We start from the raw sequence: 25000 nt of genomic DNA, 5'->3' as shown, positions 1-25000 counted from the left end.
CCGGGGCGTCATGCACTCTCCCTCCGTCATTCCGGCCTTGAGCCGGAATCCAGCCAGCCCAAGTCCTTGGGCTGAAAGGAGTCTTCCCGCCACGCGGACGCGCGTCGGCTGGATTCCGGCTCAAGGCCGGAATGGCGGTGAGAAGAAACGTCGCCGTTTGCTATGATCGACGCCATTCCCGCTCCGTCCACAAGCCTCAGAAAAACGCCTGAATCCCCGTCTGCGCCCGGCCGAGGATCAGCGCGTGGACGTCATGGGTGCCCTCATAGGTGTTGACCGTTTCGAGGTTCTGGGCGTGGCGCATGACGTGATATTCGATCTGGATGCCGTTGCCGCCATGCATGTCGCGGGCCTGCCGGGCGATATCCAGCGCCTTGCCGCAATTGTTGCGCTTGACGATGGAGATCATTTCCGGCGCCATCTTGTGGTCGTCCATCAGCCGGCCGACGCGCAGCGATGCCTGAAGGCCAAGCGCAATTTCGGTCTGCATGTCGGCGAGTTTCTTCTGGTAAAGCTGCGTGCCGGCGAGCGGCTTGCCGAACTGCTTGCGGTCGAGGCCATATTGCCGGGCGCGGAACCAGCAATCTTCCGCAGCGCCCATGACGCCCCAGGAAATGCCATAACGGGCACGATTGAGGCAGCCGAACGGACCTTTGAGCCCGGAAACATTCGGCAGCAACGCATCTTCGCCGACTTCCACGCCATCCATGACGATTTCGCCTGTAATGGAGGCGCGCAGTGAAAGCTTGCCACCGATCTTCGGGGCGGAAAGGCCCTTCATGCCCTTTTCCAGCACGAAACCCCTGATCTCATTGCCATGCGCTTCCGATTTCGCCCAGACGACGAAAACATCGGCGATCGGCGCGTTGGAAATCCACATTTTCGAACCGCGCAGGCGATATCCGCCCTCGATCTTTTCGGCACGGGTCTTCATGCCGCCGGGGTCGGAACCGGCATCCGGCTCGGTGAGGCCGAAACAGCCGATCAGCTCACCGGAAATGAGGCCGGGCAGGTATTTCTTCTTCTGTTCGTCCGAGCCATAGGCGAAGATCGGGTGAATGACGAGCGAGGACTGCACGCTCATCATCGAGCGGTAACCGCTGTCGATACGCTCCACCTCGCGGGCCACGAGACCGTAAGCCACGTAGCTGGCATTGGCCGCGCCATATTCCTCCGGCAGGGTGACCCCGAGCAGGCCGGTGCGGCCCATCAGGCGGAACAGTTCCGGCTCCGTGGTTTCGGAAAGATAGGCTTCCTGAATACGCGGCAGCAGTTCGGATTTGCCGAAGGCCTCGGCGCTGTCGCGGATCATCCGCTCGTCATCGGTCAGTTGGTCTTCAAGCAGAAAAGGATCCTGCCAATTGAATGCTGCGCGTTCGCTCACGTTATGCCTCCGGATTTGCTGGCCGGATTATTCGTATTCGAGCCGGATGGCACAAGCCATGTTTACTCATTTTTGCATTACATATAGTAATGGCTGATGACGTCTCTCAGCCGCAAACTCCTGCCCTCCACCAGCGCGCTCGCCGCCTTCGATTCCGTTGCCCGGCTCGGCAGTTTTTCCGCTGCCGCCGATGAGCTGGCGCTGACGCAAGGGGCGATCAGCCGGCAGGTTATGTCACTGGAAGAACAGCTTGGCGTGCGCCTGTTCGAGCGCGGCGCGCGGGGCGTGGCGCTGACGACCGAGGGGCGCGCTTATGCGAAATCCATCGCCTCCGCCCTTGGCGAGATACGCTCCGCCTCGCTGCAGATCATGACCAAAACGCATGGCAATACGCTGAACCTTGCCATGTTGCCCACCTTCGGCACCCGCTGGCTTTTGCCGCGCATCCCGGATTTTGTGGCGAACCATCCGGAAATCACCATCAATTTCGCCACCCGCATCGGCCAGTTCGACTTTGAGCGGGAGCAGCTGGATATGGCGATCCATATCGGTCAGGCCGACTGGCCGGGCGCGGAAAGCACCTTTCTGATGCATGAAATGGTCGCGCCGGTGTGCAGCCCGCAATTCCTCAGCGCCCACCCGGTGGAAAAGGGCGAGGACATCGCCGCCCTGCCGTTGCTGCACATGGCGTCACGGCCGGGAGCATGGGGCCACTGGTTCGAAAGCCTCGGCCTGTCGCTCGCTTTGCCGCAGGGCATGCGGTTCGAGCAGTTCTCCAGCGTGGCGCAGGCCTGCATCGCCGGGCTTGGGGTAGCGCTGATGCCGCTGTTCCTGATCGATAACGAGCTGAAGTCACGCCAACTGGTCAAAGCCTTCGATCATCAGGCCAAAAGCCCCAGTTCCTATTATGCGGTGGCGCCGCTTTCGCGGGCCAATCACGTGCCGGTCGTGCTGTTTCGCGACTGGCTGGTGCGGCAGGTGGAGGCCTATCACGCTTCCCGTAACGCGCCCCTTTCATAAACTCGTGGCAGAGACGGTTTAACTGATCCTGACTCTCACACCGACAAATGCCGGCGGGGGGAGGGAAATTCGCGGCAAATCGGGTTATGAAATCGGTCATGAAATCAAAGAGGCAGCGCGGCCGGCCGGCGCATGAGGATATTCTGACGCCTGCCGAATGGCGGACCGTTCATGCCGCCCAGCACGGCATGACGAACCGCCAGATTGCCAGCCGCCGCGGCATCAGCCTCGATGCCGTGAAGTTTCATATCGCCAATGCGCTCGGAAAGCTTGGCCTCGACAACAGGAAAATGCTTCTGCGCTGGTTTGCTGTGCCGGCCGACAGCGCCTTGCGAAAACAGGAAAAACCGATGCGTAAAAATATCGCGCTTGGCGCCATTGGCCAGATATCCCGTTCCGTCAGCGATCTGCCGCTTGCCGAGGCCTGGTATCGCGATGTGCTGGGTCTGGCCCATCTCTATACATTCGGCGATCTGGCATTTTTCGATTGCGGCGGCACCCGGCTCTTCCTGTCGGTCGACGGGCGGGGGCCGACAAATTCGGTCATCTATTTCAGGGTGGATGATATCGGTGCCACCTATGAAAGGCTGTTGGCATGCAAGGTCGAATTTAAAAGCCCGCCGCATCTCATACATCGTCATGGCGATGGAACCGAGGAGTGGATGGCCTTTTTCAAGGACCCGGATGGCGGCCTGCTGGCGATCATGTCGCAGGTCAGGCCGCAGCAATGATCCCGTCCGACCGGAAATGCGAAAAAACGAAGAGTTAGAACGTTTTGGCGATTCGAGGAAAAGCCAAAACGCTCTAACGGTTTTACGCGCCCGACAACAATCCTTGCCGTTTCCGGGGATAGCTCCTGATTTTTATCACCTGCGGACTCGACAGGGCATCCCCGCTCGACTATCCTGATTAAACGTTTAATCAGCCCTTCCGGACCATCCATGGCGTCGTCACGGCCTGCCACCAATCTGAGCGCGATAGCAGCGGCACTCGGCGTGTCGGCGGCAACCGTGTCCAATGCGCTGTCAGGCAAGGGCCGCGTTTCGCCTGAGCTGGTGGAGCGCATTCGCAAGACGGCAAGCGAGCTGGGCTATGTGCCGAGTTCGGCGGGCAGGGCGCTTCGCACTGGCAGGAGCGGTGTTCTCGGGCTCGTTTTGCCGGATATCGCCAATCCGCTTTTTCCGCAGATCGCGCAGGCCATCGAGAAGGCGGCCGTCACCGCCGGTTACGGCGTGCTGATCGCCGACTCCCGCGGTGAGATCGCCATGCAGACGGACGCCATCAACCGGCTGATCGAGCGCGGTGTGGATGGCATGGTCATCGTTCCCCGCCGTGGCACCCGCATTGCCGATGTCGATTGTCCCGTGGCGGTGATCGACAGCCCCTCGACACCGGGCAATACCGTCGCCGCCGACCATTGGGATGGCGGCCGGCAGGTCGGCGAATATCTGGCGGGACTTGGCCATCGCAAGGTGGTGCTGGTGGGCAAGAACCGGGATTCCAACGTGCAGAACGACCGTCTTGGCGGTATTCGCGATGGTCTTGGCAAGGGCTGCGTGACGGAAACGCTTTGGGTGGATGGCATTGAAAAGGCGGGCGGCGCGGGTTGCCTGCTTGGCCTTGCCGGCAAGGTTGCGAGGGGTTTTACCGCCTTTGCCGCCGTGTCTGACCTGCATGCCCTGCGCGCGCTCACCGAGCTGCAGCGCGAGGGCATCGAGGTGCCGGAAGAGGCGAGCGTCACCGGTTTTGACGATCTCATCTTTTCCGCCGTGGTCACCCCGCCGCTGACGACCATGCGCATGGATATGGGTCGCATTGCCGATCTGGCCGTCGGGGCGCTGCTGCGCGCCATCGATGGCGCGGGCGAAAACGGCATCGCGGGCGAAGTGACCGCGGATATTTCGAAAGTACCGATGGCGCTGATCATGCGCGGCTCCACCGGCAAGGCAAAGCATGATGCGATTGAAGCCAAAAAAACGACAGCAGGAGAACTCACACCATGAAAAAAATCATTTTTGCATCGGGCACCGCCCTGATGCTGACGATGGGAGCGGCGCAGGCTGAGGACAAGACGCTGACGATTTCCGTCTACGCCTTCGCGCAGGATGAATTCAAGGAACTGGTCTATACGCCGTTTGAAGCCAAATGCGGCTGCAAGCTGGTGGTCGAGACCGGCAACAGCGTCGAGCGTCTCGCCAAGATGGAAGCCAACAAGGCCAATCCGGTGGTCGATCTCGCCATCGTCTCCATGGCCGATGCGCTCTCCGCCACCCGCAAGGACCTGATCCAGAAAATTGACGCGTCCAAGGTTCCGAATATCGAAAACCTTTACGACATCGCCAAGGACCCGAACGGCGATGGCATGAGCGTCGGCGTCAATTTCTACGCTACGTCCATCGTCTACCGCACCGACAAGATGAAGATCGATAGCTGGGCCGATCTTTTGAAGGATGGCATTGTCGATCACGTCGCCTTCCCGAATGTCACCACCAATCAGGGCCCGCCGGCGCTTTATATGCTCGGCAAGGCCATCGGCAAGGATACGCCTGATCTTGCCGGCGCCATCGAGGCCGTGGGCGAGAAGAAGGACGATATCGTCACCTTCTACGTCAAGTCTTCGCAGCTGGTGCAGCTGATGCAGCAGGAAGAAATCTGGGCAGCGCCGATCGGCCGTTTCTCCTGGGCGCCTTTCACCAAGCTTGACCTGCCGCTCGCCTGGGCAACGCCCAAGGAAGGCCAGACCGGCGGCATGAACGTGTTGGTGGTGCCGAAGGGCGGAAAGAACGAGGAGCTTGCGCTGCAGTTCATGGATTTCTGGCTCTCGACAGACGTTCAGAAGGCGCTGGCGGAAAAGCTGGTGGACAGCCCGACCAATAAGGAGGTCAAGGTTTCCGACGAGGTCGCGAACAACATCACCTATGGCGATGAAACCGCCCGTAGCCTGCAGCTCATTCCGTCCGACGTGACGCTCGATAACCGCGACAAGTGGCTGTCGGAGTGGAATTCCAAGGTCGGCCAGTAAGCCCTTTCACCGTTTGGAATGGGGCATTGAAACGTCCGCGAGGGCGGCTCCATTCCGGGAAAAGCGGTTCGGTCGTCCCCTGACCGCTTTTCCACCCCTCTTGATCGCAGGCCGGCAGGCCGGTTAACCGCAGCAGCAGGCGCAATGATCTTGTACTTCGGGCCATCACACACTCCCTCATTCCTGTGCCTGTCACAGGAATCCAGCCGACGCGCGTCTGCGCGGCGAGGGGAGTCCTTTGAGCCCAAGGACTTGGGCTGGATTCCTGTGACAGGTACAGGAATGAGGGTGAGATGATGCCTCTTCGATCCCCGCTGCCGCCGATAAACTCCAACCACAGCCGGCGCGCACCGACGCTGCCGTTCAGGGAATAAACCCATGTTTCAGAACCGGGCCGAAGCACTGGCGCTTGCCTTGCCCGCCGCGATTTTCGCGGCGGCGGTCTTTCTTGTGCCGGTCTTCATGCTGCTTTCGGAGGGCTTCCACACCGCCGATGGCTGGACATTGTCGGCCTATGCCGCATTCTTTTCCGATCCGCTGAACCAGACGGTTTTCCTGCGCACGCTCAAACTCGGCGCGCTCGTCACCGTCGTTTCGGCGGTGGTGGGATATGCGGCGGCTTTCGCCATCGTCAACCTGTCGCCGGGCAAGAAGGGCCATGTGGTCAATCTCGTCGTGCTGCCGCTGATGATTTCGCCGGTCGCGAGAACCTATGCCTGGATCGTCATTCTCGGCAGAACCGGCATCGTCAATCAGGCGCTGCAGGCGGTGGGCCTGAGCGACGCGCCGATCCGCATCCTGTTTTCAGAAACGGCTGTCTTCATCGGCCTTCTGCAACTGTTCCTGCCGCTGATGATCATCTCGCTCATCAGCGCGCTGGAAAACATGCCGAAGGACACGATTGCCGCTGCCCGCGTTCTCGGCGCCAACTGGTTTCAGGTGTTCTGGAAAGTCATCCTGCCGCTCACCAAGGAAGGGTTGGTCGTCGGCGGCACGCTGGTCTTCACCGGTTCGCTGACGGCCTATATCACGCCCGCCATTCTCGGCGGCTCCAAGGTGCTGATGCTGGAGACCCTGCTTTACCAGCAGGTCACTGTCTCCAACAACTTCGTCGCCGCCAGCGTCATCGCCTTCATCCTGATCGTCATGAGCTTTGCCGCCAATATCCTGCTGAAGCGCATTGCCACCGCAAGGAACAAGAAATGACCCGGCAGCTCTTCATTCCGCTCACGCTCCTTCTTGTCGTCGGTTTCCTCATCGGGCCGTTCCTCATCATCGTTGCGGCGTCTTTTTCGGCCGGCGATACGCTCGCCTTTCCGCCGCAGGGCTTTTCGCTGAAATGGATCGCCAAGGTCTTCACGGTCGAAAGTTTTCGCGAGAGTTTTGCGATGTCGATGTTCCTCGCCATCGGCGGCACATTCACGGCGCTTATCCTCGGCATCCCCGCCTCCTACGCCATGTCGCGCTACAAGCTGCCTTTTGCCGAGACGGTGCGGACCATCGTTTCCGCGCCGATCATCGTGCCCGGCATCATCGTCGGTCTCGCGCTGCTGCGTTATTTCGTCGTGCCTTTCGGCATCGGCATCACGCTTGCCTTGTTTCTCGCCCACACCGCGCTCATCCTTCCCTATGCGGTGCGGGTGGTGTCGGCCAGCCTCAATAATCTGCGGTCCGATATCGAGGAGGCTGCGGTGCTGCTCGGCTCGTCACGGCTTGGCGCGTTTTTCCGGGTGGTGCTGCCGAATATCCGCGGCGGCATCCTGTCGGCTTTCATTCTCGGTTTCGTGACGAGTTTCAACCAGGTGCCGGTATCGCTGTTCCTGTCCGGTCCCGGCGTGCGCACATTGCCCATCGACATGCTGGGCTACATGGAAATCGTCTTTGATCCTTCCGTTGCAGCCCTTTCTTCGCTGCTCGCCTTCCTTTCCATCGGCATCGTCTTCATGGCCGAACGTTTCCTGGGGTTCTCCCGTTATGTCTGACGCAAAATACCTTTCGCTCAACAAAATCTCGCTCGCTTATGGCGGCAATGTCGCCGTCAAGGATCTCGATCTCGATATCCGCAAGGGCGAGCTTCTCGCCCTTCTCGGGCCCTCCGGCTGCGGCAAGACCACGACGATGCGCGCCATTGCCGGGCTGATGCCGGTGGCAAGCGGGCGTATCGATCTCGATGGCGCCGATATTACCCGGGTCGCGGCCAACAAGCGCGCCGTCGGTCTGGTGTTCCAGTCCTATGCGCTCTTCCCGCATCTGACGGTCTATGAAAACGTTGCCTTCGGCCTGAAACTCAAGGGCATGAGCGGCAAGGCGCTGGAGGACAAGGTCGCCTCTGGCCTGAAATCGGTGGGCCTGTCCAATTTCGCTTCGCGCAGGCCGGCGGAACTTTCCGGCGGCCAGCAGCAGCGCGTGGCATTGGCGCGCTCCATGGTGATGGAGCCGAAGGTGCTCTTGCTCGACGAGCCGCTCTCCAATCTCGACGCGCGTCTGCGCCTTGAAATGCGCACCGAATTGCAGCGCGTGCAGAAGGAGACCGGCGTGACGATGATCTTCGTCACCCATGACCAGATCGAGGCTTTGGCGCTGGCCGACCGCATTGTCGTCATGAAGGGCGGCAAGATTGAGCAGATCGGCACGCCGGAAGAGATTTATAATGCGCCGGTTTCGTCCTTCGTGGCGGACTTCGTCGGCTTCGAAAACATCTTCGCGCTTGATGGTGGCGCGTTGAAAACCGCAAACGGCACAACACCGCTTCCCGGGCCAGTCCTTTCAGCATCCGGACTGGCCTGGCGGCCGCGCATGGTCACCCTTGGTTCAGGTCCTTTCCAGGGAACCGTGCGCGGCACATCCTTTGCCGGCAACAGCCGCGAATATCTGCTGGATACGCCGCTTGGCCCCATCAAGGCGGAAACCGATGCGGCGCTTGCCGCGCACGCCATCGGTGATACGCTCGCCTTCGACCTGCCGGTCGAAAAAGCGGCAAGCCTGAAGGCGTTCAACTGACCATGGGTGTGTGGATCGATACCGATATGGGCTTTGACGATATCGCCGCCATCATGGTGGTGCAATCGGCAGGCCTTGCCATCGATGGCATCTCCTTGGTCTTCGGCAATGCCACGCTGGAGGCTGTCTGCCGCAATGCCGCAGGCGCCGTTGCCGCCTTCGGCTGGTCGATGCCGATCCATCAGGGCCGCGCCATGCCCGTCCTCGGCGCGCTCGAAACCGCGCAGTCGATCCTCGGTGAAAGCGGCATTCCGACCGCCGGCCAAAGCCTGCCGGATGCGCCGGCTCTGCCGAAAAGCGATGCTTTTGCCGCGCTCTGCAACTGGCTGGAAGGGGCAGGGGAGAAGCGCATTCTTGCGCTCGGCCCACTCACCAATATCGCCGCACTATGTCTTGCCCGGCCCGATCTTGCCGCGAGAATTTCCGACCTGACCTGGATGGGCGGCGGGCTTACCAGCGGCAACCACACGGCATCGGCCGAATTCAACGCCTTTGCCGATCCGGAAGCGCTGGCCATCGTGCTCACCCACGGCCTGCCGCTGCGCATGGTCGATCTCGACGCCTGCCGCAAGGTCATGGCTTCGCCGGCCGATGTGCTGCCGATCCGCGCTGCCGGCGGCAGGAATGCCGGGCTGATTGCCGATTTGCTCGAAGGTTTCATCGGCATTGCCACGAGCCGCGGCAGGGCGGCCATGGCGCTTTACGATCCCGTCGCCGCGGTCGGGTTCACCTCCGGCCATCTTGGCTGGCAGGAGGCGCGCATCGATGTCGAACTCCACGCCTCGCTGACGCGCGGACGAACCGTGGTCGAGACGCGTGCCGATAAGGTTGCCGCCTTTAATGCGCATTTTGCCGAAACCGTGGATGCGCAGGGTGCAAAGGCGGCTGTGCTGGAGGCATTACGCCGGGAGGCTGCCCGATGAGCGCGAATTTCCCGAAACGCGAGCCGGCCGATCTCACCGAGGATGCGCTCCGCGCCCGCGCGGTTGCCGCCGCGCGTGGTGACGCGCCTTTCGATGTCCTCATCACCGGCGGAACGCTGGTGGATGTGGTGACGGGAGAGCTTCGCGCCGCCGATATCGGTATCGTCGGCCCGTTGATCGCCAGCGTGCACGAACCGGCAAGCCGCAGCGATGCCGCGCAGGTCATCGATGCGGCCGGGGCCTATGTCTCGCCCGGCCTGATCGACACGCATATGCACATCGAAAGCTCGATGATCACGCCGGCCGCCTATGCGGCAGCGGTGGTCGCCCGTGGTGTCACCACCATCGTCTGGGATCCGCATGAATTCGGCAATGTGCATGGCGTGGAAGGCGTGCGCTGGGCCGCGAAGGCCATCGAAAACCTGCCGTTGCGCGCCATTCTGCTCGCCCCGTCCTGCGTGCCCTCGGCACCGGGGCTGGAGCGCGGCGGTGCGGATTTCGACGCCGTCATTCTGGCCGATCTCCTGTCCTGGCCGGAAATCGGCGGCATTGCGGAAATCATGAACATGCGCGGCGTCATCGAGCGCGATCCGCGCATGAGCGGCATCGTGCAGGCCGGGCTTGCCGCGCAAAAGCTGGTTTGCGGCCATGCTCGCGGCCTGAAGGATGCCGATCTCAATGCCTTCATGGCGGCGGGCGTCTCCTCCGATCACGAGCTGGTTTCGGGCGAAGACCTCATGGCAAAGCTCAGAGCAGGGCTGACGATCGAGCTGCGCGGCTCGCACGATCACCTGCTGCCGGAATTCGTGGAGGCGCTGAATAAGCTCGGCCATCTGCCGCAGACGGTGACGCTCTGCACCGACGATGTCTTCCCGGATGACCTGTTGCACGGCGGCGGGCTGGATGATGTGGTGCGCCGCCTTGTGCGTTATGGCCTGAAGCCCGAATGGGCGCTGCGCGCCGCCACGCTCAATGCCGCGCAAAGGCTCGGTCGTGCCGATCTTGGCCTCATCGCTGCCGGCCGCCGCGCCGATATCGTCATTTTCGAGGATCTAAGCGGCTTTGCGGCCCGCCATGTCCTGGCCGGGGGTAGGGCGGTTGCTGAAGGCGGGCATATGCTCGTCGATGTTCCGGCCTGTGATGCCGCGCCACTTGAGGGCTCGATGAAGCTGCCGTTGCGCAGCGCCGATGATTTCCGGGTTGCCTCGGAAGGCGTCAAGGTACGCCTCGCCACCATCGACCGCCCGCGCTTCACCCAATGGGGCGAAACGGAAGCCGACGTGAAGGACGGTTTCGTCGTTCCGCCTGAAGGTGCTACGATGATTTCCGTCACCCATCGCCACGGCAAGGCCGAGCCCACCACAAAAACCGGTTTCCTCACCGGCTGGGGAAACTGGAACGGCGCCTTCGCCACCACCGTTTCGCATGACAGCCACAACCTCACCGTTTTCGGCGGGAATGCAGAAGACATGGCGCTCGCCGCCAATGCGGTGATCGGCACCGGCGGCGGCATGGCCGTTGCCTCCGGGGGCAAGGTCACCGCGCTGCTGCCCCTGCCGCTCTCCGGCCTCATTTCGAATGCGCCGCTGGAAGAGGTGGCGCGGGCTTTCGAGGAGCTGCGCGAAGCCGTGGGCAAGGTGGTGGAATGGCAACCGCCCTATCTCGTCTTCAAGGCCTGCTTCGGCGCAACGCTCGCCTGCAATATCGGCCCGCACCAGACGGATATGGGCATTGCCGATGTGCTGACGGGGAAGGTGATGGAAAGCCCGGTGATCGCTGTAGTGGCCTGAGCGCCCGGCATTTGCCGCAGGCTCTTTTCCACTCCGGTGAATGGGTTCAGGCGCGGGACGGAACTTAAACGGAAAGGGGGCCTTTGACCTGTTTTTCGGCCCAGTCATGCGCCCAGCTGGCACGCGAGCAATAACCGCGACTGCCATCCTCGCCGAAAAATACGCCGGCCCAGAGCGGCGTCGCGTCGTCCGTCAGAACCCAGCCGCCGGAATCGCCCTGCGTTGGCATGGGGGTGACGAGATGCCCCAGGGCGCCGCCGATCGGGATGACCGGCTGCGGCTTGAGTTCGATCTGGTCGCGAAAACAATAGGTCGAACTGCCATCGGTAAAAGCGTAGCTGATCGCCAGCGAGCCGAGCTTGCATTTATAGGTGCCGCTCTTGCCCCTGAGCGTGACGTTCTGCCCCGTTGTCAGGCTGGCGGCCACGCCGGCCAATGAAGACGCTGCCGGAGCGGCGGTAAGCTCGATCAGCGAGAAGTCGAACATATTCACCGAACCGCTATTGCCGGGATAGGGGTTGGGCGCCGGCAGGGCAACCGGATCGCAGACCATCTGCGCCGGCAGCGGATGGAGCTTGGTGTGATGTATCACCGTGCCGATCCGTTTTCCCGACACATCGAAAATGTCGTCGCCGGTATCGGCGACATGGGCGCAGGTCATGCCGTATTTCTTGTTGTGCGCGTTGGTCAGCGTCCCGCCATAGGTGCCGGTTTCACCGGCGCTGGTGGTGATTTCGTCGCCTGCTGCAAAGGCAAGCCGCGCCCTTGGGCGTTCCTCGATGCGGGCGGCGGCGGGGCTTTGGTTGACGAGAGTGGTCAGTTGGCGAAGCGCGGCGATATCGCCGCCATCTTCCCCTGTCGCAGCCGCGCCCTTTGCCGGTGTTCTTAAGGGGCCGTAAACGATGGTCATCACGACCGGCCCGCTTTTCGTGGGGCGGGGGATTGCCGCCCACAGCGAGACGTCGCGCTTGAGGTCACGGCGCCTGTATCCCTGGTAAGGTGTCTGGAATGGCCACTCGGGAAAGGCGAGGGGCAATCTCCACCAGTCGCGGAACGGGCGGCCGTCGAGAAGATATTCATACCGGTAGCGTTCGCTGTCCGGCAAGACGCCGTCTTCCATGTCGTAAAGCAGCATCCACAACGGATCTACATCGAGCGTGAAGCCGTGCACGATGGGGATTTCTGAGGCCGCCCGCGCCAGTTGCGTCATGGCTTCGGAAGCGTCGAAATAGGCACGCAGATCCTCATAGGTCGGCATGGCTGCTTACTCCGGTTTGGGTTCGAAAAACCCTGCGACGAAGGTAAAGATCGGCGCGAACAGGCCGGCCGCGAAAACGCTGTACCAGCCGTGCACGAGAAAGACGGAACCGCTTAACGTGTAGGCCCAGAGTACGAAGGCGATGGTGGAGATGATGGCATTCAAGAGCCATGGCTGGCCCGAAAGTTTACGGCGGTAGAGATAGATCGGAGTACCGATGATGCCGAGCGTGAGAATTGCCCAGCTGACGATCATGGCTTCTATGGAGACGACGCTATCCGCCGTGAGCTTGCTCAACCCGTAATGGGAATTGACCATTTTATCGACCGCAACATAAAGGGCCACGGATTCCGCGGGAATATATTTGATAAGACGGTCGCGATAATCGTCAGGCGGCAGGTTTTTTAGCGACTTGGAGGCCAGACGCCCATTGATCGCACTTTTTGGTACAACAAGTCTCGCCATGGTGCTTGCTCGCTTGAAAAATTGGACCGGAAATAAACAACAAATTCGACTATTCCGTGTATGTATACTAAATAATTGGTTGCGTCTATTGGATATCAATGTATATGCGGCAGAATTATTGCGCGTAATCAGTATTGTTCCGATACAATGTCGCCGGGCGACTATTGATCGGGCGCTTCACGTCTGAAAGCTGTGCCGGGTGGCCACTTTCACTCCGCCGCCAGTTCCTGCTCCACCAGCGTCGCCCAAAATGCCACGCCCGGCACGATGGCCGCATCGTTGAAGTCGTAGGAGGTGTTGTGGTGCAGCGCGCCATCCACCGCCGGGCCGTTGCCGAGCCAGACGTAGCAGCCGGGAGCTTCGCCGGCGAAGAAGGCGAAGTCGTCGCCGGCGGTCGAGGGCGGGAAGGCGGTGCGGGTTTTGTTGCCGAAGACGGTTTTTGCCGCCCGTAGCGCCCGTTTCGTTGCATCCGCCTCGTTGATGACGGGCGGAATGCGGCGGATGAATTCATAACGCGCCTCGATGCCGAACATCGCCGCCGTGCCGTTCGCCAGCCGGCCGATTTCCGCCTCCAGCTGGTCGCGCACATCTGCAGCATAGGCGCGCGCCGTGCCGCCGATTTCGACGAGATCGGGAATGACGTTGAGGGCTTTCGGATCACCCGCCTGCACCGAACAGGCGCTGACCACGGCGGGCTGCAAAGGATCGACGACGCGCCCGACGATGTTTTGCAGCGAGGCGAGGAAGGTGCCCGCCGCCGTCACCGGGTCGCGGCCGAGATGCGGCTTGGCGCCATGGGTGCCGATGCCTTTGAAGGTGACGCGCCAGCTGTCGGAAGAGGCGAGCTGCGGGCCTTCCACCACGGCCATCTCATCGATACCGAGCCCCGGCATATTGTGCAGGCCATAGACCGCATCACAGGGAAACAGGTTGAACAGCCCGTCTTCGACCATTTTTTTCGCGCCGCCCCGGCCTTCTTCGGCCGGCTGGAAAATGAAATGCACGGTGCCGGAAAAATCGCGGGTCCTGGCGAGGTAACGCGCAGCACCCAGCAGCATGGCGGTGTGGCCGTCATGGCCGCAGGCATGCATCTTGCCGGGAAATTTCGATTTATAGGGCCGGTCGGGCACCTCAGGCATGGCCAACGCATCCATGTCCGCCCGCAGGCCGATGCTGCGGGTGCCGTTGCCCACCTGCAGGGTGGCGACCACGCCGGTGCCGCCGAGGCCGCGATGCACCTTCAGTCCGGCGCGCTCGAGAAGATCGGCGACGATGGCGCTGGTTCTTTCCTCTTCAAAGCCCAGTTCCGGATGCGCGTGCAGGTCGTGGCGAAGCTCCGTCAGGAATGGCAGGTCCTCACCGATCCGGTCCAGCAGTCTCATGGGAAGCTTGTCCTTGAATATGGGAAAAACCCGCGTCATAGGTGGGTTTGTCCGAATGCCCGTTGCTTTTTTCTCTTCTAGAGCATTTCCAGCAAAACTGTGTAGCGGTTTTGCGTTCGGAAATGCGTGAAACGAAGAGCTGGAGTATTTTCGTGTTTCGTAGAAAACGAAAATACTCTAGCGGAAAAAGCCAATGAAATGAACCCGCAGCGTCTCTGCGGTTGCTGAAATGACAAATGTGCCGAATGGGATTGGCGCGGCCGAAAACCGCATTCGCCTTGCGCCATTCCGGTCCTGAAAGGAAAACCGATGCCGTCATCCGCATCGCCCGTCGCCCCGTCTCCCGCCGCGCCGCACGAGTTCTGGCAGGATATTCTTCCGCCCGGCACCTTTGTAACGGCAGGTCCGCATTCCACCTTCTTTCCGGCGGAACTGGATGACAACAGGCAGATATGTCTGCCGATAAGGTCGCTCGCGGATGGCGAACATGCGCTCGCCTCGCTTATCGTCAATCAGGCCTCTTTTGAGGTGCTGGAGGCGCTGGCGGCCGATCTCGCCGCAAAGCTTCTTCCCTTCAAGCCGGATGTCGTCATCGGCCTGCCGACGCTGGGGCTGACGCTCGCCGCCGCCGTCGCCCGGCATCTCGGCCATTCCCGTTACGTGCCGCTCGGTACTTCGCGCAAATTCTGGTATCTGGAGGAGCTGTCGGTGCCCATGTCCTCCATCACCACAAGGCAGGAAAAGCGGCTCTATATCGATCCGCGCATGTTGCCGCTGATCGAGAACCGGCGGGTGGCGCTGGTGGATGATGTCATCTCCAGCGGCAGTTCCATCATATCGGGTCTTGCGCTGCTCGCCGCGTCGGGCATTCGGCCCGCCGTCATCGGTGCGGCCATGCTGCAATCGGATCGCTGGCGGGAAAAAATCGCCGCTTTCGGGCCGGAATGGCCGGAGCGGGTGAGGGGCGTTTTTTCCACGCCGCTGCTCACGAAAGCGGAAGGCGGCTGGCGCGCCTGACGTTGCGCAAGTTCCGGGAAAAGGCAAGTGGTGATAATTTCACCGGTGCCTAATTTCTATCTTGCGAAGCTCGAAGAGATCGTCCTAAGATCGCCTCCGACAGACAATAGCGGTCGGCGAATAATACGCTGGTTTGCTTTCGCGCGGTGTCATCCCGGCGTCTGCCCACCCCGTTTGTTCTTTCCGATGACTGGAATTTCTTCCCATGCATGCAGTGTTCGACGGTCATAATGATGTGCTGCTTCGGTTGTGGCGCAACAGCAAGGCCGGTGCCGATCCGGTTGCGGAATTCAAGAACGGTACGCGGGAAGGCCATATAGACGGGCCGCGTGCAAGGGCCGGCGGTCTCGGTGGCGGCATCTGCGCCATCTATATTCCCTCCGGCGATCTCATTCTGCAGGAACCGGATGAAAGCGGCCATTACAATACGCCGCTCGCCGCACCGCTGGAGCGGCTGCCTTCGCTCGATATCGCCATGGAAAAGGCGGCGATTGCGCTGAGGCTGGATCGCGCCGGCGCCTGGCGGCTGTGCCGTTCCACGGCCGATATCCGCAAGGCCTTTGCCGAGGATATTTTCGCCACCGTGCTGCATATGGAAGGCTGCGAGGCGATCGGCGCCGATCTCGATGCGCTGGAAGTATTTTATGCCGCCGGCCTGCGCTCGCTTGGCCCGGTCTGGAGCCGGCACAATATTTTCGGCCATGGCGTTCCCTTTTCCTATCCCATGTCGCCGGATACGGCGCCGGGCCTCACCGACGCCGGTTTTGCGCTGGTGAAGGAATGCAACCGGCTCGGCATTCTCATCGATCTCGCGCATATCACCGAAAAAGGCTTCTGGGATGTGGCAAGGACCAGCAACCAGCCGCTGATTGCCAGCCATTCCAATGCGCATGCGCTCACCCCCGTCGCCCGCAATCTCACCGACAGGCAGATGGACGCCATCAAGGAAAGCGGCGGGCTGGTGGGCCTGAACTATGCCGTGACCATGTTGCGCGCGGATGCGCGCGACATTGCCGATACGCCGCTTTCCGACATGGTGCGCCATATCGATTACATGGTGGAGCGCATGGGTATCGATTGCGTGGCGCTGGGATCGGACTTCGACGGCGCAACGATACCCGTCGGCGTTGCCGATGCGAGCGGCAACCACAATCTGGTTGCGGCGCTGAAATCGGCGGGCTACGGTGATGGAGAACTTGCTAAAATATGCCGGGAAAACTGGCTGCGTGTTTTGTCTGAGGCCTGGCACGAGGCGGCCTGAGAAGAGCTGAAGCGAACCAAATCAATCTCATAACAAGAGGGGAGATCCTATGATCAAATCGCTCAACAAATCCATGCGTATTCTCAGCACCAGCGCCGCTTTGTCGCTGATGATGCTGTCCGCACCCCACGCTTTTGCCGCCACCCCGGCCGATACGCTGGTCGAAGGTTTCGCCATCGACGACATTATCACGCTCGATCCGGGCGAGGCATTCGAACTCTCCGCCGCCGAAGTCACCGGCAACACCTATAGCAAGCTGGTTTCCATCGATCTCAACGACACGTCCAAGGTGATCGGCGATCTCGCCGAGAGCTGGACGACCTCTGAGGATGGTCTCACCTATACGTTCAAGCTGAAGTCCGGCCTGAAATTCGCCTCCGGCAATCCGGTCACGGCCGATGATGTGGCCTTCTCCTTCGAACGGGCGGTGAAGCTCGACAAGTCGCCGGCATTCCTGCTGACGCAGTTCGGCCTCAAGGGCGACAACGTCACCGAAAAGGCCAAGGCTGCGGACGCCAATACTTTCGTGCTGACGGTCGACAAGCCTTATGCGCCGAGCTTCGTGCTGAACGTGCTCACCGCAACCGTCGCCTCGGTGGTCGACAAGAAATTCGTGACGGAAAAGGCCAAGTCGGTCACGCCGAGCGCCGATTACAAATACGACACGGATTTCGGCAATGAATTCCTGAAGACGGGTTATGCCGGTTCCGGTCCTTACAAGATCCTCGGCTGGAAGGCCAACGAGGCGGTGATCCTCGAGGCCAACCCGAATTATTACGGCGAGAAGCCCAAGCTGAAGCGTGTGGTCTATCGCCACATGAAGGAAAGCTCGGGCCAGCGCCTGGCGCTTGAAAACGGCGATATCGACGTTGCCCGCAACCTCGAGCCGGGTGACATGGAAGCGGTTTCCAAGAAGGAAGGCCTTGCCGTCACGTCCGCGCCCAAGGGCACCGTCTATTACTTCAGCCTCAACCAGAAGAACGAGAACCTGAAGAAGCCCGAGGTCATCGAGGCCTTCAAATATCTCGTCGATTATGACGCGATCGGTGCGACGATCATCAAGGGCATCGGCGAAATTCACCAGACCTTCCTGCCGAAGGGCCAGCTCGGCGCGCTTGACGAGAACCCCTACAAGCTCGACGTCGCCAAGGCGAAGGAACTTCTCGAAAAGGCCGGCCTGAAGGACGGCTTCACCGTAAGCATGGATGTGCGCAACACGCAGCCGGTGACCGGCATTGCCGAAAGCGTGCAGCAGACGCTGGCGCAGGCCGGCATCAAGCTCGAAATCATTCCGGGTGACGGCAAGCAGACGTTGACCAAATACCGCGCCCGCACGCATGATATCTACATCGGGCAATGGGGTTCGGACTATTTCGACCCGAACTCGAATGCGGAAACCTTCACCATCAACTACGACAATTCCGATGAGGGCAAGAACAAGACGCTCGCCTGGCGTAACGCCTGGGACGTTCCTGATCTGACCAAGGAAACCCAGTCGGCACTTCTGGAAAAGGACAGCGCCAAGCGCGCCGCCATCTATGAAAACCTGCAGAAGGAAGTTCTGGCGAAGGGTCCCTTCGTCATCATCTTCCAGCAGACGGAAGTTGCCGGTTATTCCGCCAAGCTCAAGGGCCTGAAGCTCGGCCCGAGCTTCGACACCAACTATGTCTATACGATCTCCAAGGAATGATCCGGAAGGATCGGTCTCTTGAGCATCGTTGAAGCAAACAGCAGGGCGAGGCAGGGCAAACGTCGTGCCAACGCCCGTGTGAAAGCCGTTCTCGGCTTCGCCGTCACCGTCATCACCACCTTTCTGGGGCTGATGGCGGTCACATTTTTCATTGGCCGCGTCGTGCCGATCGATCCCGCACTGGCGATCGTCGGCGACCGTGCGCCTGCGCATGTGGTCGAGCGGGTGCGTGAGCAGCTCGGCCTCAACCTGCCGCTCTGGCAGCAGTTCTTCCTTTACCTGAAGCAGGCGCTTTCGGGCGATTTCGGCACCTCGGTCCTCACCACCAATCCTGTCATGGAGGATATCAAGCGGGTGTTTCCGGCGACGATCGAGCTCGCCACCATCGGCACCATCATCGGCGCCGTCTTCGGCATTCCGCTCGGCGTTCTCGCGGCCGTCAAGCGCGGCAGCTTTGCCGATCAGGTGGTGCGCGTCATCGGCCTCATCGGTTATTCCGTGCCGATCTTCTGGCTCGGCCTGCTCGCGCTGCTGGTGTTTTACGCCCGGCTGCAATGGGTCGCTTATCCCGGCCGCATGGATATCGTCTATGAATTCACCTTCACGCCGGTCACGGGCTTTTTCCTGATCGACGCGATCTGGCAGCGGCAATGGGACGTGTTGTGGGATCTCTTCCGCCACATCATCCTGCCCGCCTCCCTGCTCGGTTATTTCTCGCTCGCCTATATCAGCCGCATGACGCGTTCTTTCATGCTGAACGAGCTCGCCCAGGAATATATCGTTGCGGCCCGCGCCAAGGGGCTGTCGGAAACCCGCATCATCTGGTTCCATGCGCTGCGCAATGCCGCCGTGCCACTGGTGACGGTGATCGCGCTCTCCTATGCCGGTCTGCTCGAAGGGTCGGTGTTGACCGAAACCATCTTCGCCTGGCCGGGGCTCGGCCTCTACATCACCAATTCCCTGCAGAATGCGGATATGAATGCCGTTCTCGGCGGCACGATCGTGATCGGCGCCATCTTCGTCGGCATCAATCTCTTCTCCGATCTGCTTTACCGGACGCTCGATCCAAGGACGCGCAGCCGATGACGATGTCGACAGATACGCTCAAACCCTATAGCCGCGAATGGCTGCTCTCCGACCGGCCGTCCTCGCGCAAGCAGGCGCGGCTTGGCCGCGCCTATGTCATCTGGCGGCGCTTTTCGGAAAACCGGCTGGCGCTGCTTGGTCTTGGCATCATTATCGCGCTGCTGTTCGTTGCACTGTTTGCCGATGTGCTGGCCCCGCATAACCCGGTGCAGGGTGATCTGCGCAACGCCCGGCTTTTGCCGCCCGGTACGGAAGGTTACCTGCTCGGCACTGACGATCAGGGCCGCGACATTCTCTCGCGCCTCATCCACGGTTCGCGATTGACGCTGTTCGTGGTGCTCCTGGTCGCGATTATCGCAGCGCCCGTTGGCCTCATCGTCGGCACGGTTTCTGGTTATGCCGGCGGCTGGGTGGATGCGGTGCTGATGCGCATCACCGATATCTTCCTCGCCTTTCCGAAGCTCGTTCTGGCGCTGGCGCTGGTTGCGGCACTCGGGCCGGGCATCGAGAACGCGGTGCTTGCCATCGCGCTCACCTCATGGCCGCCCTATGCGCGCATCGCGCGTGCCGAAACCATGACCTTCCGCAATTCCGATTTCATCGCCGCGGTCAAGCTCATGGGGGCATCGCCCTTCCGTATCGTGCTGAAACACGTCATGCCGCTCTGCCTGTCGTCGCTCATCGTGCGCGTGACGCTGGATATGGCGGGCATCATCCTCACCGCCGCCGGTCTCGGCTTCCTCGGTCTCGGCGCCCAGCCGCCGCTGCCGGAATGGGGTGCGATGATCGCTTCCGGCCGCCGTTTCATCCTCGACCAATGGTGGGTCGCGGCCATGCCGGGCGTGGCGATCCTCATCGTCAGCCTCGGTTTCAACCTTTTGGGCGATGGGCTGCGTGATGCGCTTGATCCCAAGGAGGCGGGCCAATGAGTGCGCCGCTTCTGACTGTTCAGAATCTCCGCGTTTCCTTCCCCACCCGCACCGGGCTGGTGGAGGCCGTGCGCGGCGTGTCCTTCACGCTCGGGCGCGAGCGTCTCGGCATCGTCGGCGAATCCGGCTCCGGCAAGTCGCAGACCGGCCGTGCCATCATGGGACTGACGCCAAAAAGCGCGCGCATCGAGGCGGATGCGCTGCGCTTCGGCGATATCGATCTGCTCACGGCATCCGCAAAAGAGCGGCGGATCATGCGCGGCAAGCGCATGGCCATGATCCTGCAGGACCCGAAATATTCCCTGAACCCGGTGATGACCATCGGCCGCCAGATCATGGAAACACTGCGGACGCATGAGAAGATCGGCAGCGGCGAGGCGCGCCAGCGCACGCTAGCGATGCTTGAAGCCGTGCAGATCCGCGACCCCGAGCGCGTCTTCGATCTTTATCCGCACGAGGTTTCCGGCGGCATGGGCCAGCGCGTCATGATCGCCATGATGCTGGTCTGCGGCCCGGAACTGCTGATCGCTGACGAACCGACTTCGGCGCTTGACGTCACGGTGCAGCTGGAAGTGCTCGATATCCTCGACAAGCTGGTGCGCGATCGTGGCATGGGACTGATCTTCGTCAGCCATGATCTGAGACTCGTCTCCTCCTTCTGCGACCGTGTTCTTGTCATGTATGCCGGCAAGGTGGTGGAGGAACTGTCCTCCGCCAATCTGAAGGAAGCCAAACACCCCTATACGCAGGGCCTGTTGAACTGCCTGCCGCAGATTGGCGGCCATCGCCATCCGTTGCCCGTTCTGGAACGCAGGCCGGAGTGGCGCGCATGAGCACTGTTCTTTCCATCAAAGACATGGTGGTGGATTTCGACGGTTACATCGCGCTCGATAGCGTCAGCGTCGATGTGGCCGAGGGTGAATCCTTCGGCATCGTCGGCGAATCCGGTTCCGGCAAATCGACCCTGCTGCGCGCCATTGCCGGCCTCAACCATTTCGATGAAGGCTCGCTGATGGTGGCCGGTCGCTCCTATTCCGGCAAGCACCGCGACAAGAGCTTTTATAGCGACTTGCAGATGGTGTTTCAGGATCCCTATGGCTCGCTGCACCCACGCCAGACGGTTGATGCGCTGCTGCTCGAGCCGCTCGTCATCCATGGCCTCGACAATCGCGAGCAGCGCATTGCCCGCGCACTGGACGAGGTGGGGCTCGGCTCGGGTTTCCGTTTCCGTTATTCGCACCAGCTTTCCGGCGGCCAGCGGCAGCGTATCGCCATTGCCCGCGCGCTGATCGTCGAACCGAAAATCCTGCTGCTCGATGAGCCGACATCGGCGCTCGACGCCTCCATCCAGGCGGAAATCCTCAACCTTCTGGAACAGGCCCGCAAGGACCGCAATCTCACCTTCGTCATGGTCAGCCACGATCTCGGCGTCATCAGCCATATGTGCGACCGGCTGGCGGTGATGAAAAGCGGCAAGGTGGTGGAGATGCTGGAAGCCGAGGCGCTGGAAAGCCGCGAATTCAGTGCTGACTATACAAGGCAGCTGCTGGTGGCGAGCGAGGGTTTCAAGCGCGCCTGATTGGTAAGACGTTGCCTCCCTTTCTTCTCCCCGCCGGGGAGAAGATGCCCCGAACGGGGCAGATGAGGGGGCAAGCTCTCCGAATATCTCCACCGTCGCCCCCTCATCCGGCGCTGCGCGCCACCTTCTCCCCGGCGGGGAGAAGAAACAGGCGGCGAGCGCTCGTTCCACATGCGATTGCAATGTTTTCGGCTGAGCTTCACGGACATTGAATGCCCGGTCTTTGCTCGTTAAGCGGTAGTGATATGCTGGCCCCCACACCGGCCCACCCGAACAAGGTCTCCACCCCATGCAACTGCGCGCCTTGATGTATTTCGACGAACTCGTCCGCACCAATTCCATGCGCGCCGCGGCGGAAAACCTGAATGTCGCTCCGACGGCGGTGAGCCGGCAGATCGAGAACCTCGAATATTATTTCGGCTCGCCGCTGGTGGAGCGGTCCAGCCGCGGCGTGAAGCTGACGGCGGCCGGCGAGCTGCTCGCCGCCCGTGCCGGCAAGACGTTGCGCGAGCTCGACCATGTGCACCAGCTGATCGACGATCTGAAAGGCCTGCAGCGCGGAAGGGTCACGGTCTATGCCAATGGCGCGACGGTGGCGAACCTTCTGGCGCCGGTGCTGGCGCAGTTCAGCCTGAAATATCCAAAACTGCGTTTCGAGGTGCATATTACCAGTGCCCGGCAGGCGATGGAGGCCCTGAGTGCGGCGGAAGCAGACCTCGTCGTCAGCCTGTTTGCGCCGAAGCTTTCGGGCGTGAAGGTGCGCTCGCGCACCCGCATCAGCTACGATGTCATCTTCCCCGCCGGTCACGCGCTTGCCGCCCAGCCGGAGGTTTCGCTGAAGGAACTGGCCGGACTGCCGCTTGCGCTGCCGGACAAGAGTTTTGCCGCGCGTCAGGCCTTCGATGCGCTGTTTGCCGATGCCGGCATCGAGCTTGATCCCGTTTTCATCACCAGTTCGCTGGAAATGTTGAAGGAGCTGGTGCTCGGCCATGCTGCCGCCACGCTGCTGCCGGCGCTTTCGGTGGCGCGCGAAATCCGCAGCGGCCAGATGGTCGCCATTCCGCTTTCCGGTAAAAAAGGCATCCATACCCAGATCGATCTCTGCGTTGCGCCCGACCGGCAATTATCTTTCTCCGCCTCCAAGCTTGCCGATTTCATCGAGCGTTTCATGCGCGAGGCGACAGCGGGGTAGGGGTTTCTTCTCCCCGCCGGGGAGAAGGTGGCCCGAAGGGCCGGATGAGGGGGCCGCGTAGCTTGGGTGGGGGAGGTCGAGGAAGAATTTATCCGGCAACGTTTCCCCCTCACCCCGCCTCCACTTCGTTCGGCGGACCTCTCCCCGGCGGGGAGAGGAATTAGCCAGCATGGAGAATTACCCACCAAGGTTGATTTCCACCTGCAATTCCGTGTAGCCATTTCAGCTACACGGAGCACACAAAAACGGTGATTGTGTGTGCGCCTGCAACATGACACTCTTTTCGCAACGGGTGGTCTTTGGAAGGGCAAAAATGCCCCGGCCGCCAGACAGGGGACTAAGGATGCCACGCATTTATCTTTCTGAGGCGGCAAAGCTTTCGCGCCGCACCGCGCTGACGCTTGCACTGGGCACGGCGCTCTGGCTGCCGCTTTCGGTGACGGGAGCCGAAGCCGCGCCGAAAACTGCCCTGACGCTTGGCATGACGGTGGAGCCGACCGGTCTCGATCCGACCATTGCCGCTCCCGTCGCCATCGGCCAGGTCACCTGGCAGAATATTTTCGAAGGTCTCGTCACTATCGACAGCAAGGGCAAGGTGAAGCCGCAGCTTGCCGAAAGCTGGGAAATTTCACCTGATGGCAAGAGCTACACCTTCAAGCTGCGCAAGGGTGTCACCTTCCATGATGGCGAGGCGTTCGATTCCTCCGTCGCGAAGTTCTCGCTGGACCGGGCGCGCGGAGAAGCTTCCGTCAATCCGCAGAAGCGCTTCTTCGCGGCAATCGATAGCATCGAGACGCCGGATGCGGACACGCTGGTGCTGAAACTGAAGCAGCCCGCCGGCAGCCTCATCTACTGGCTCGGCTGGCCGGCCTCCGTCATGGTCGCGCCGAAGAGCGCTGAGGGTAACCGTACCACGCCCATCGGCACCGGTCCGTTCAAATTCGTCAGCTGGGCGAAGGGCGACAAGGTGGAGCTTGAGAAAAACGCCGCCTATTGGGACAAGGCCGTGGCGGTGAAGATCGACAGGGCGACCTTCCGCTTCGTCGCCGATCCGCAGGCGCAGGCCGCCGCGCTGAAATCAGGCGATATCGATGCCTTCCCGGAATTCGGCGCGCCGGAGCTGATGACTTCCTTTGACGGCGATAAACGCCTCGGCACCTTCGTCGGTAATACCGAGCTGAAGGTCGTGGCCGGCATGAACAATGCCCGCAAGCCCTTTGACGACAAGCGCGTGCGCCAGGCGCTGATGATGGCGGTGGATCGCGGCACGGTCATCGAGGGCGCATGGTCCGGTTTTGGCACGGCCATCGGCAGTCACTATACGCCGAATGACCGCGGATACGTCGATACGACCGGTGTTCATCCCTATGATGTCGACAAGGCCAGGGCGCTGCTTGCCGAAGCGGGTTATCCTGACGGTTTCAGCTTCACCATAAAGGCCCCGCAAATGGCCTATGCCCAGCGCACCTCGCAAATCCTGCAGGCGATGCTGGCCGAAATCGGCGTGACCATGACCATCGAGACCACCGAATTTCCGGCCAAATGGGTGGCGGATGTCTTGAAGGGTGCGGATTACGACATGACCATCGTCGCCCATGCCGAGCCGATGGATATCGATATCTATTCCCGTGACCCCTATTATTTCAACTACAGGAACCCTGCCTTCAACGAGGTTATCGCCAATGTCGAAAAGACGGCGGATGCGGCTGAGCAGGAAAAGCTCTATGGCGAGGCCCAGAAAATCCTCGCCGAAGATGTGCCGGCGCTGTTCCTGTTCGTGATGCCGAAACTTGGCGTCTGGGACAGGAAGGTGAAGGGGCTATGGGAAAACGAGCCCATTCCCTCGAATGTGCTGACGGACGTGCATTGGGAAGAGTGACGTTTGGCTATACCCGTTTCTTCCGTCATGCCGGACTTGATCCGGCATCCAGCCAGCCCAAGTCCTTGGGCTGAAAGGGCTCTCTCCGCCGCGCAGACGCGCGTCGGCTGGATGCCGGATCAA

The 25000-nt window shown here is 61.2% G+C and carries 22 protein-coding genes; 18 read left to right on the top strand and 4 right to left on the bottom strand.

Going from position 1 to position 25000, the window contains the following annotated elements:
* Window positions 1-196: 196 nt before the first annotated feature.
* Window positions 197-1384: an acyl-CoA dehydrogenase gene (locus tag ACIQUH_RS09440; protein WP_400814113.1), complete on the bottom strand. Its 1188-nt coding sequence runs from the start codon at window positions 1382-1384 to the stop codon at window positions 197-199.
* Window positions 1385-1480: 96 nt separating this feature from the next.
* Between ACIQUH_RS09440 and ACIQUH_RS09435 the strand changes: the two genes are divergently transcribed.
* From ACIQUH_RS09435 to ACIQUH_RS09395, 9 genes are all read left to right on the top strand, one after another.
* Window positions 1481-2404, top strand: coding sequence for a LysR family transcriptional regulator (locus ACIQUH_RS09435; protein WP_400814111.1), 924 nt, complete (start codon window positions 1481-1483; stop codon window positions 2402-2404).
* 98 nt (window positions 2405-2502) lie between these two features.
* Window positions 2503-3135 carry a VOC family protein gene (locus tag ACIQUH_RS09430; protein WP_400814109.1) on the top strand — a complete coding sequence of 211 codons (633 nt, stop codon included), beginning with the start codon at window positions 2503-2505 and terminating at the stop codon, window positions 3133-3135.
* Window positions 3136-3345: 210 nt separating this feature from the next.
* Window positions 3346-4407 (top strand): LacI family DNA-binding transcriptional regulator, encoded by a 1062-nt coding sequence (locus tag ACIQUH_RS09425; protein WP_400814106.1) that lies wholly within the window; start codon window positions 3346-3348, stop codon window positions 4405-4407.
* Window positions 4404-5426 (top strand): ABC transporter substrate-binding protein, encoded by a 1023-nt coding sequence (locus tag ACIQUH_RS09420; protein WP_400814103.1) that lies wholly within the window; start codon window positions 4404-4406, stop codon window positions 5424-5426. Before ACIQUH_RS09425 ends, ACIQUH_RS09420 begins: the two co-directional genes overlap by 4 nt.
* A gap of 378 nt (window positions 5427-5804) precedes the next feature.
* Entirely contained in the window at window positions 5805-6632 is an 828-nt protein-coding gene (locus ACIQUH_RS09415) for an ABC transporter permease (RefSeq protein WP_400814101.1), read from the top strand.
* A complete protein-coding gene (locus ACIQUH_RS09410; RefSeq protein WP_006315562.1) occupies window positions 6629-7408 on the top strand; it encodes an ABC transporter permease in 780 nt (259 codons plus the stop codon). Before ACIQUH_RS09415 ends, ACIQUH_RS09410 begins: the two co-directional genes overlap by 4 nt.
* Window positions 7401-8426, top strand: coding sequence for an ABC transporter ATP-binding protein (locus ACIQUH_RS09405; RefSeq protein WP_400814097.1), 1026 nt, complete (start codon window positions 7401-7403; stop codon window positions 8424-8426). The genes ACIQUH_RS09410 and ACIQUH_RS09405 overlap by 8 nt, the downstream gene beginning before the upstream one ends.
* A 2-nt stretch (window positions 8427-8428) precedes the next feature.
* Window positions 8429-9349, top strand: a complete 921-nt coding sequence (locus tag ACIQUH_RS09400) for a nucleoside hydrolase (protein ID WP_400814095.1) — start codon at window positions 8429-8431, stop codon at window positions 9347-9349.
* Entirely contained in the window at window positions 9346-11139 is a 1794-nt protein-coding gene (locus tag ACIQUH_RS09395) for an adenine deaminase (RefSeq protein ID WP_400814093.1), read from the top strand. The genes ACIQUH_RS09400 and ACIQUH_RS09395 overlap by 4 nt, the downstream gene beginning before the upstream one ends.
* A 64-nt stretch (window positions 11140-11203) precedes the next feature.
* Here the strand turns inward: ACIQUH_RS09395 and ACIQUH_RS09390 are convergent, their stop codons facing one another.
* The 3 genes from ACIQUH_RS09390 to ACIQUH_RS09380 form a co-directional block, all read right to left on the bottom strand.
* A complete protein-coding gene (locus ACIQUH_RS09390) occupies window positions 11204-12397 on the bottom strand; it encodes a hypothetical protein (protein ID WP_400814091.1) in 1194 nt (397 codons plus the stop codon).
* A 6-nt stretch (window positions 12398-12403) separates the two neighbouring features.
* Entirely contained in the window at window positions 12404-12862 is a 459-nt protein-coding gene (locus ACIQUH_RS09385; protein ID WP_400814089.1) for a hypothetical protein, read from the bottom strand.
* 209 nt (window positions 12863-13071) lie between these two features.
* Window positions 13072-14244 (bottom strand): M20 aminoacylase family protein, encoded by a 1173-nt coding sequence (locus ACIQUH_RS09380; RefSeq protein WP_400814087.1) that lies wholly within the window; start codon window positions 14242-14244, stop codon window positions 13072-13074.
* A 309-nt stretch (window positions 14245-14553) separates the two neighbouring features.
* Between ACIQUH_RS09380 and ACIQUH_RS09375 the strand changes: the two genes are divergently transcribed.
* From ACIQUH_RS09375 to ACIQUH_RS09335, 9 genes are all read left to right on the top strand, one after another.
* Window positions 14554-15261, top strand: a complete 708-nt coding sequence (locus ACIQUH_RS09375) for a phosphoribosyltransferase (protein ID WP_400814084.1) — start codon at window positions 14554-14556, stop codon at window positions 15259-15261.
* Between the two features lie 205 nt (window positions 15262-15466).
* Window positions 15467-16522: a dipeptidase gene (locus tag ACIQUH_RS09370; protein WP_400814082.1), complete on the top strand. Its 1056-nt coding sequence runs from the start codon at window positions 15467-15469 to the stop codon at window positions 16520-16522.
* A gap of 49 nt (window positions 16523-16571) precedes the next feature.
* On the top strand, window positions 16572-18212 hold the full coding sequence (locus tag ACIQUH_RS09365) for an ABC transporter substrate-binding protein (RefSeq protein WP_400814080.1): 1641 nt from the start codon (window positions 16572-16574) through the stop codon (window positions 18210-18212).
* An 18-nt stretch (window positions 18213-18230) separates the two neighbouring features.
* Window positions 18231-19298 carry an ABC transporter permease gene (locus ACIQUH_RS09360; RefSeq protein WP_077984083.1) on the top strand — a complete coding sequence of 356 codons (1068 nt, stop codon included), beginning with the start codon at window positions 18231-18233 and terminating at the stop codon, window positions 19296-19298.
* Window positions 19295-20227, top strand: coding sequence for an ABC transporter permease (locus ACIQUH_RS09355; RefSeq protein WP_400814077.1), 933 nt, complete (start codon window positions 19295-19297; stop codon window positions 20225-20227). Before ACIQUH_RS09360 ends, ACIQUH_RS09355 begins: the two co-directional genes overlap by 4 nt.
* Window positions 20224-21060, top strand: coding sequence for an ABC transporter ATP-binding protein (locus tag ACIQUH_RS09350; protein ID WP_400814075.1), 837 nt, complete (start codon window positions 20224-20226; stop codon window positions 21058-21060). Before ACIQUH_RS09355 ends, ACIQUH_RS09350 begins: the two co-directional genes overlap by 4 nt.
* The gene (locus tag ACIQUH_RS09345) at window positions 21057-21806 is read left to right on the top strand and encodes an ABC transporter ATP-binding protein (protein ID WP_400814073.1); all 750 of its coding nucleotides are present in this window, start codon (window positions 21057-21059) and stop codon (window positions 21804-21806) included. Before ACIQUH_RS09350 ends, ACIQUH_RS09345 begins: the two co-directional genes overlap by 4 nt.
* A gap of 289 nt (window positions 21807-22095) precedes the next feature.
* Entirely contained in the window at window positions 22096-22998 is a 903-nt protein-coding gene (locus ACIQUH_RS09340; protein WP_400814071.1) for a LysR family transcriptional regulator, read from the top strand.
* A 343-nt stretch (window positions 22999-23341) separates the two neighbouring features.
* Window positions 23342-24877, top strand: a complete 1536-nt coding sequence (locus ACIQUH_RS09335) for an ABC transporter substrate-binding protein (RefSeq protein WP_400814068.1) — start codon at window positions 23342-23344, stop codon at window positions 24875-24877.
* Window positions 24878-25000 lie beyond the last annotated feature (123 nt).

Source organism: Agrobacterium sp. NPDC090283 (assembly GCF_044769685.1).
In the GTDB taxonomy this organism is placed as follows: Bacteria; Pseudomonadota; Alphaproteobacteria; order Rhizobiales; family Rhizobiaceae; genus Agrobacterium.
This window is presented reverse-complemented; position numbering and strand designations above follow the sequence as displayed.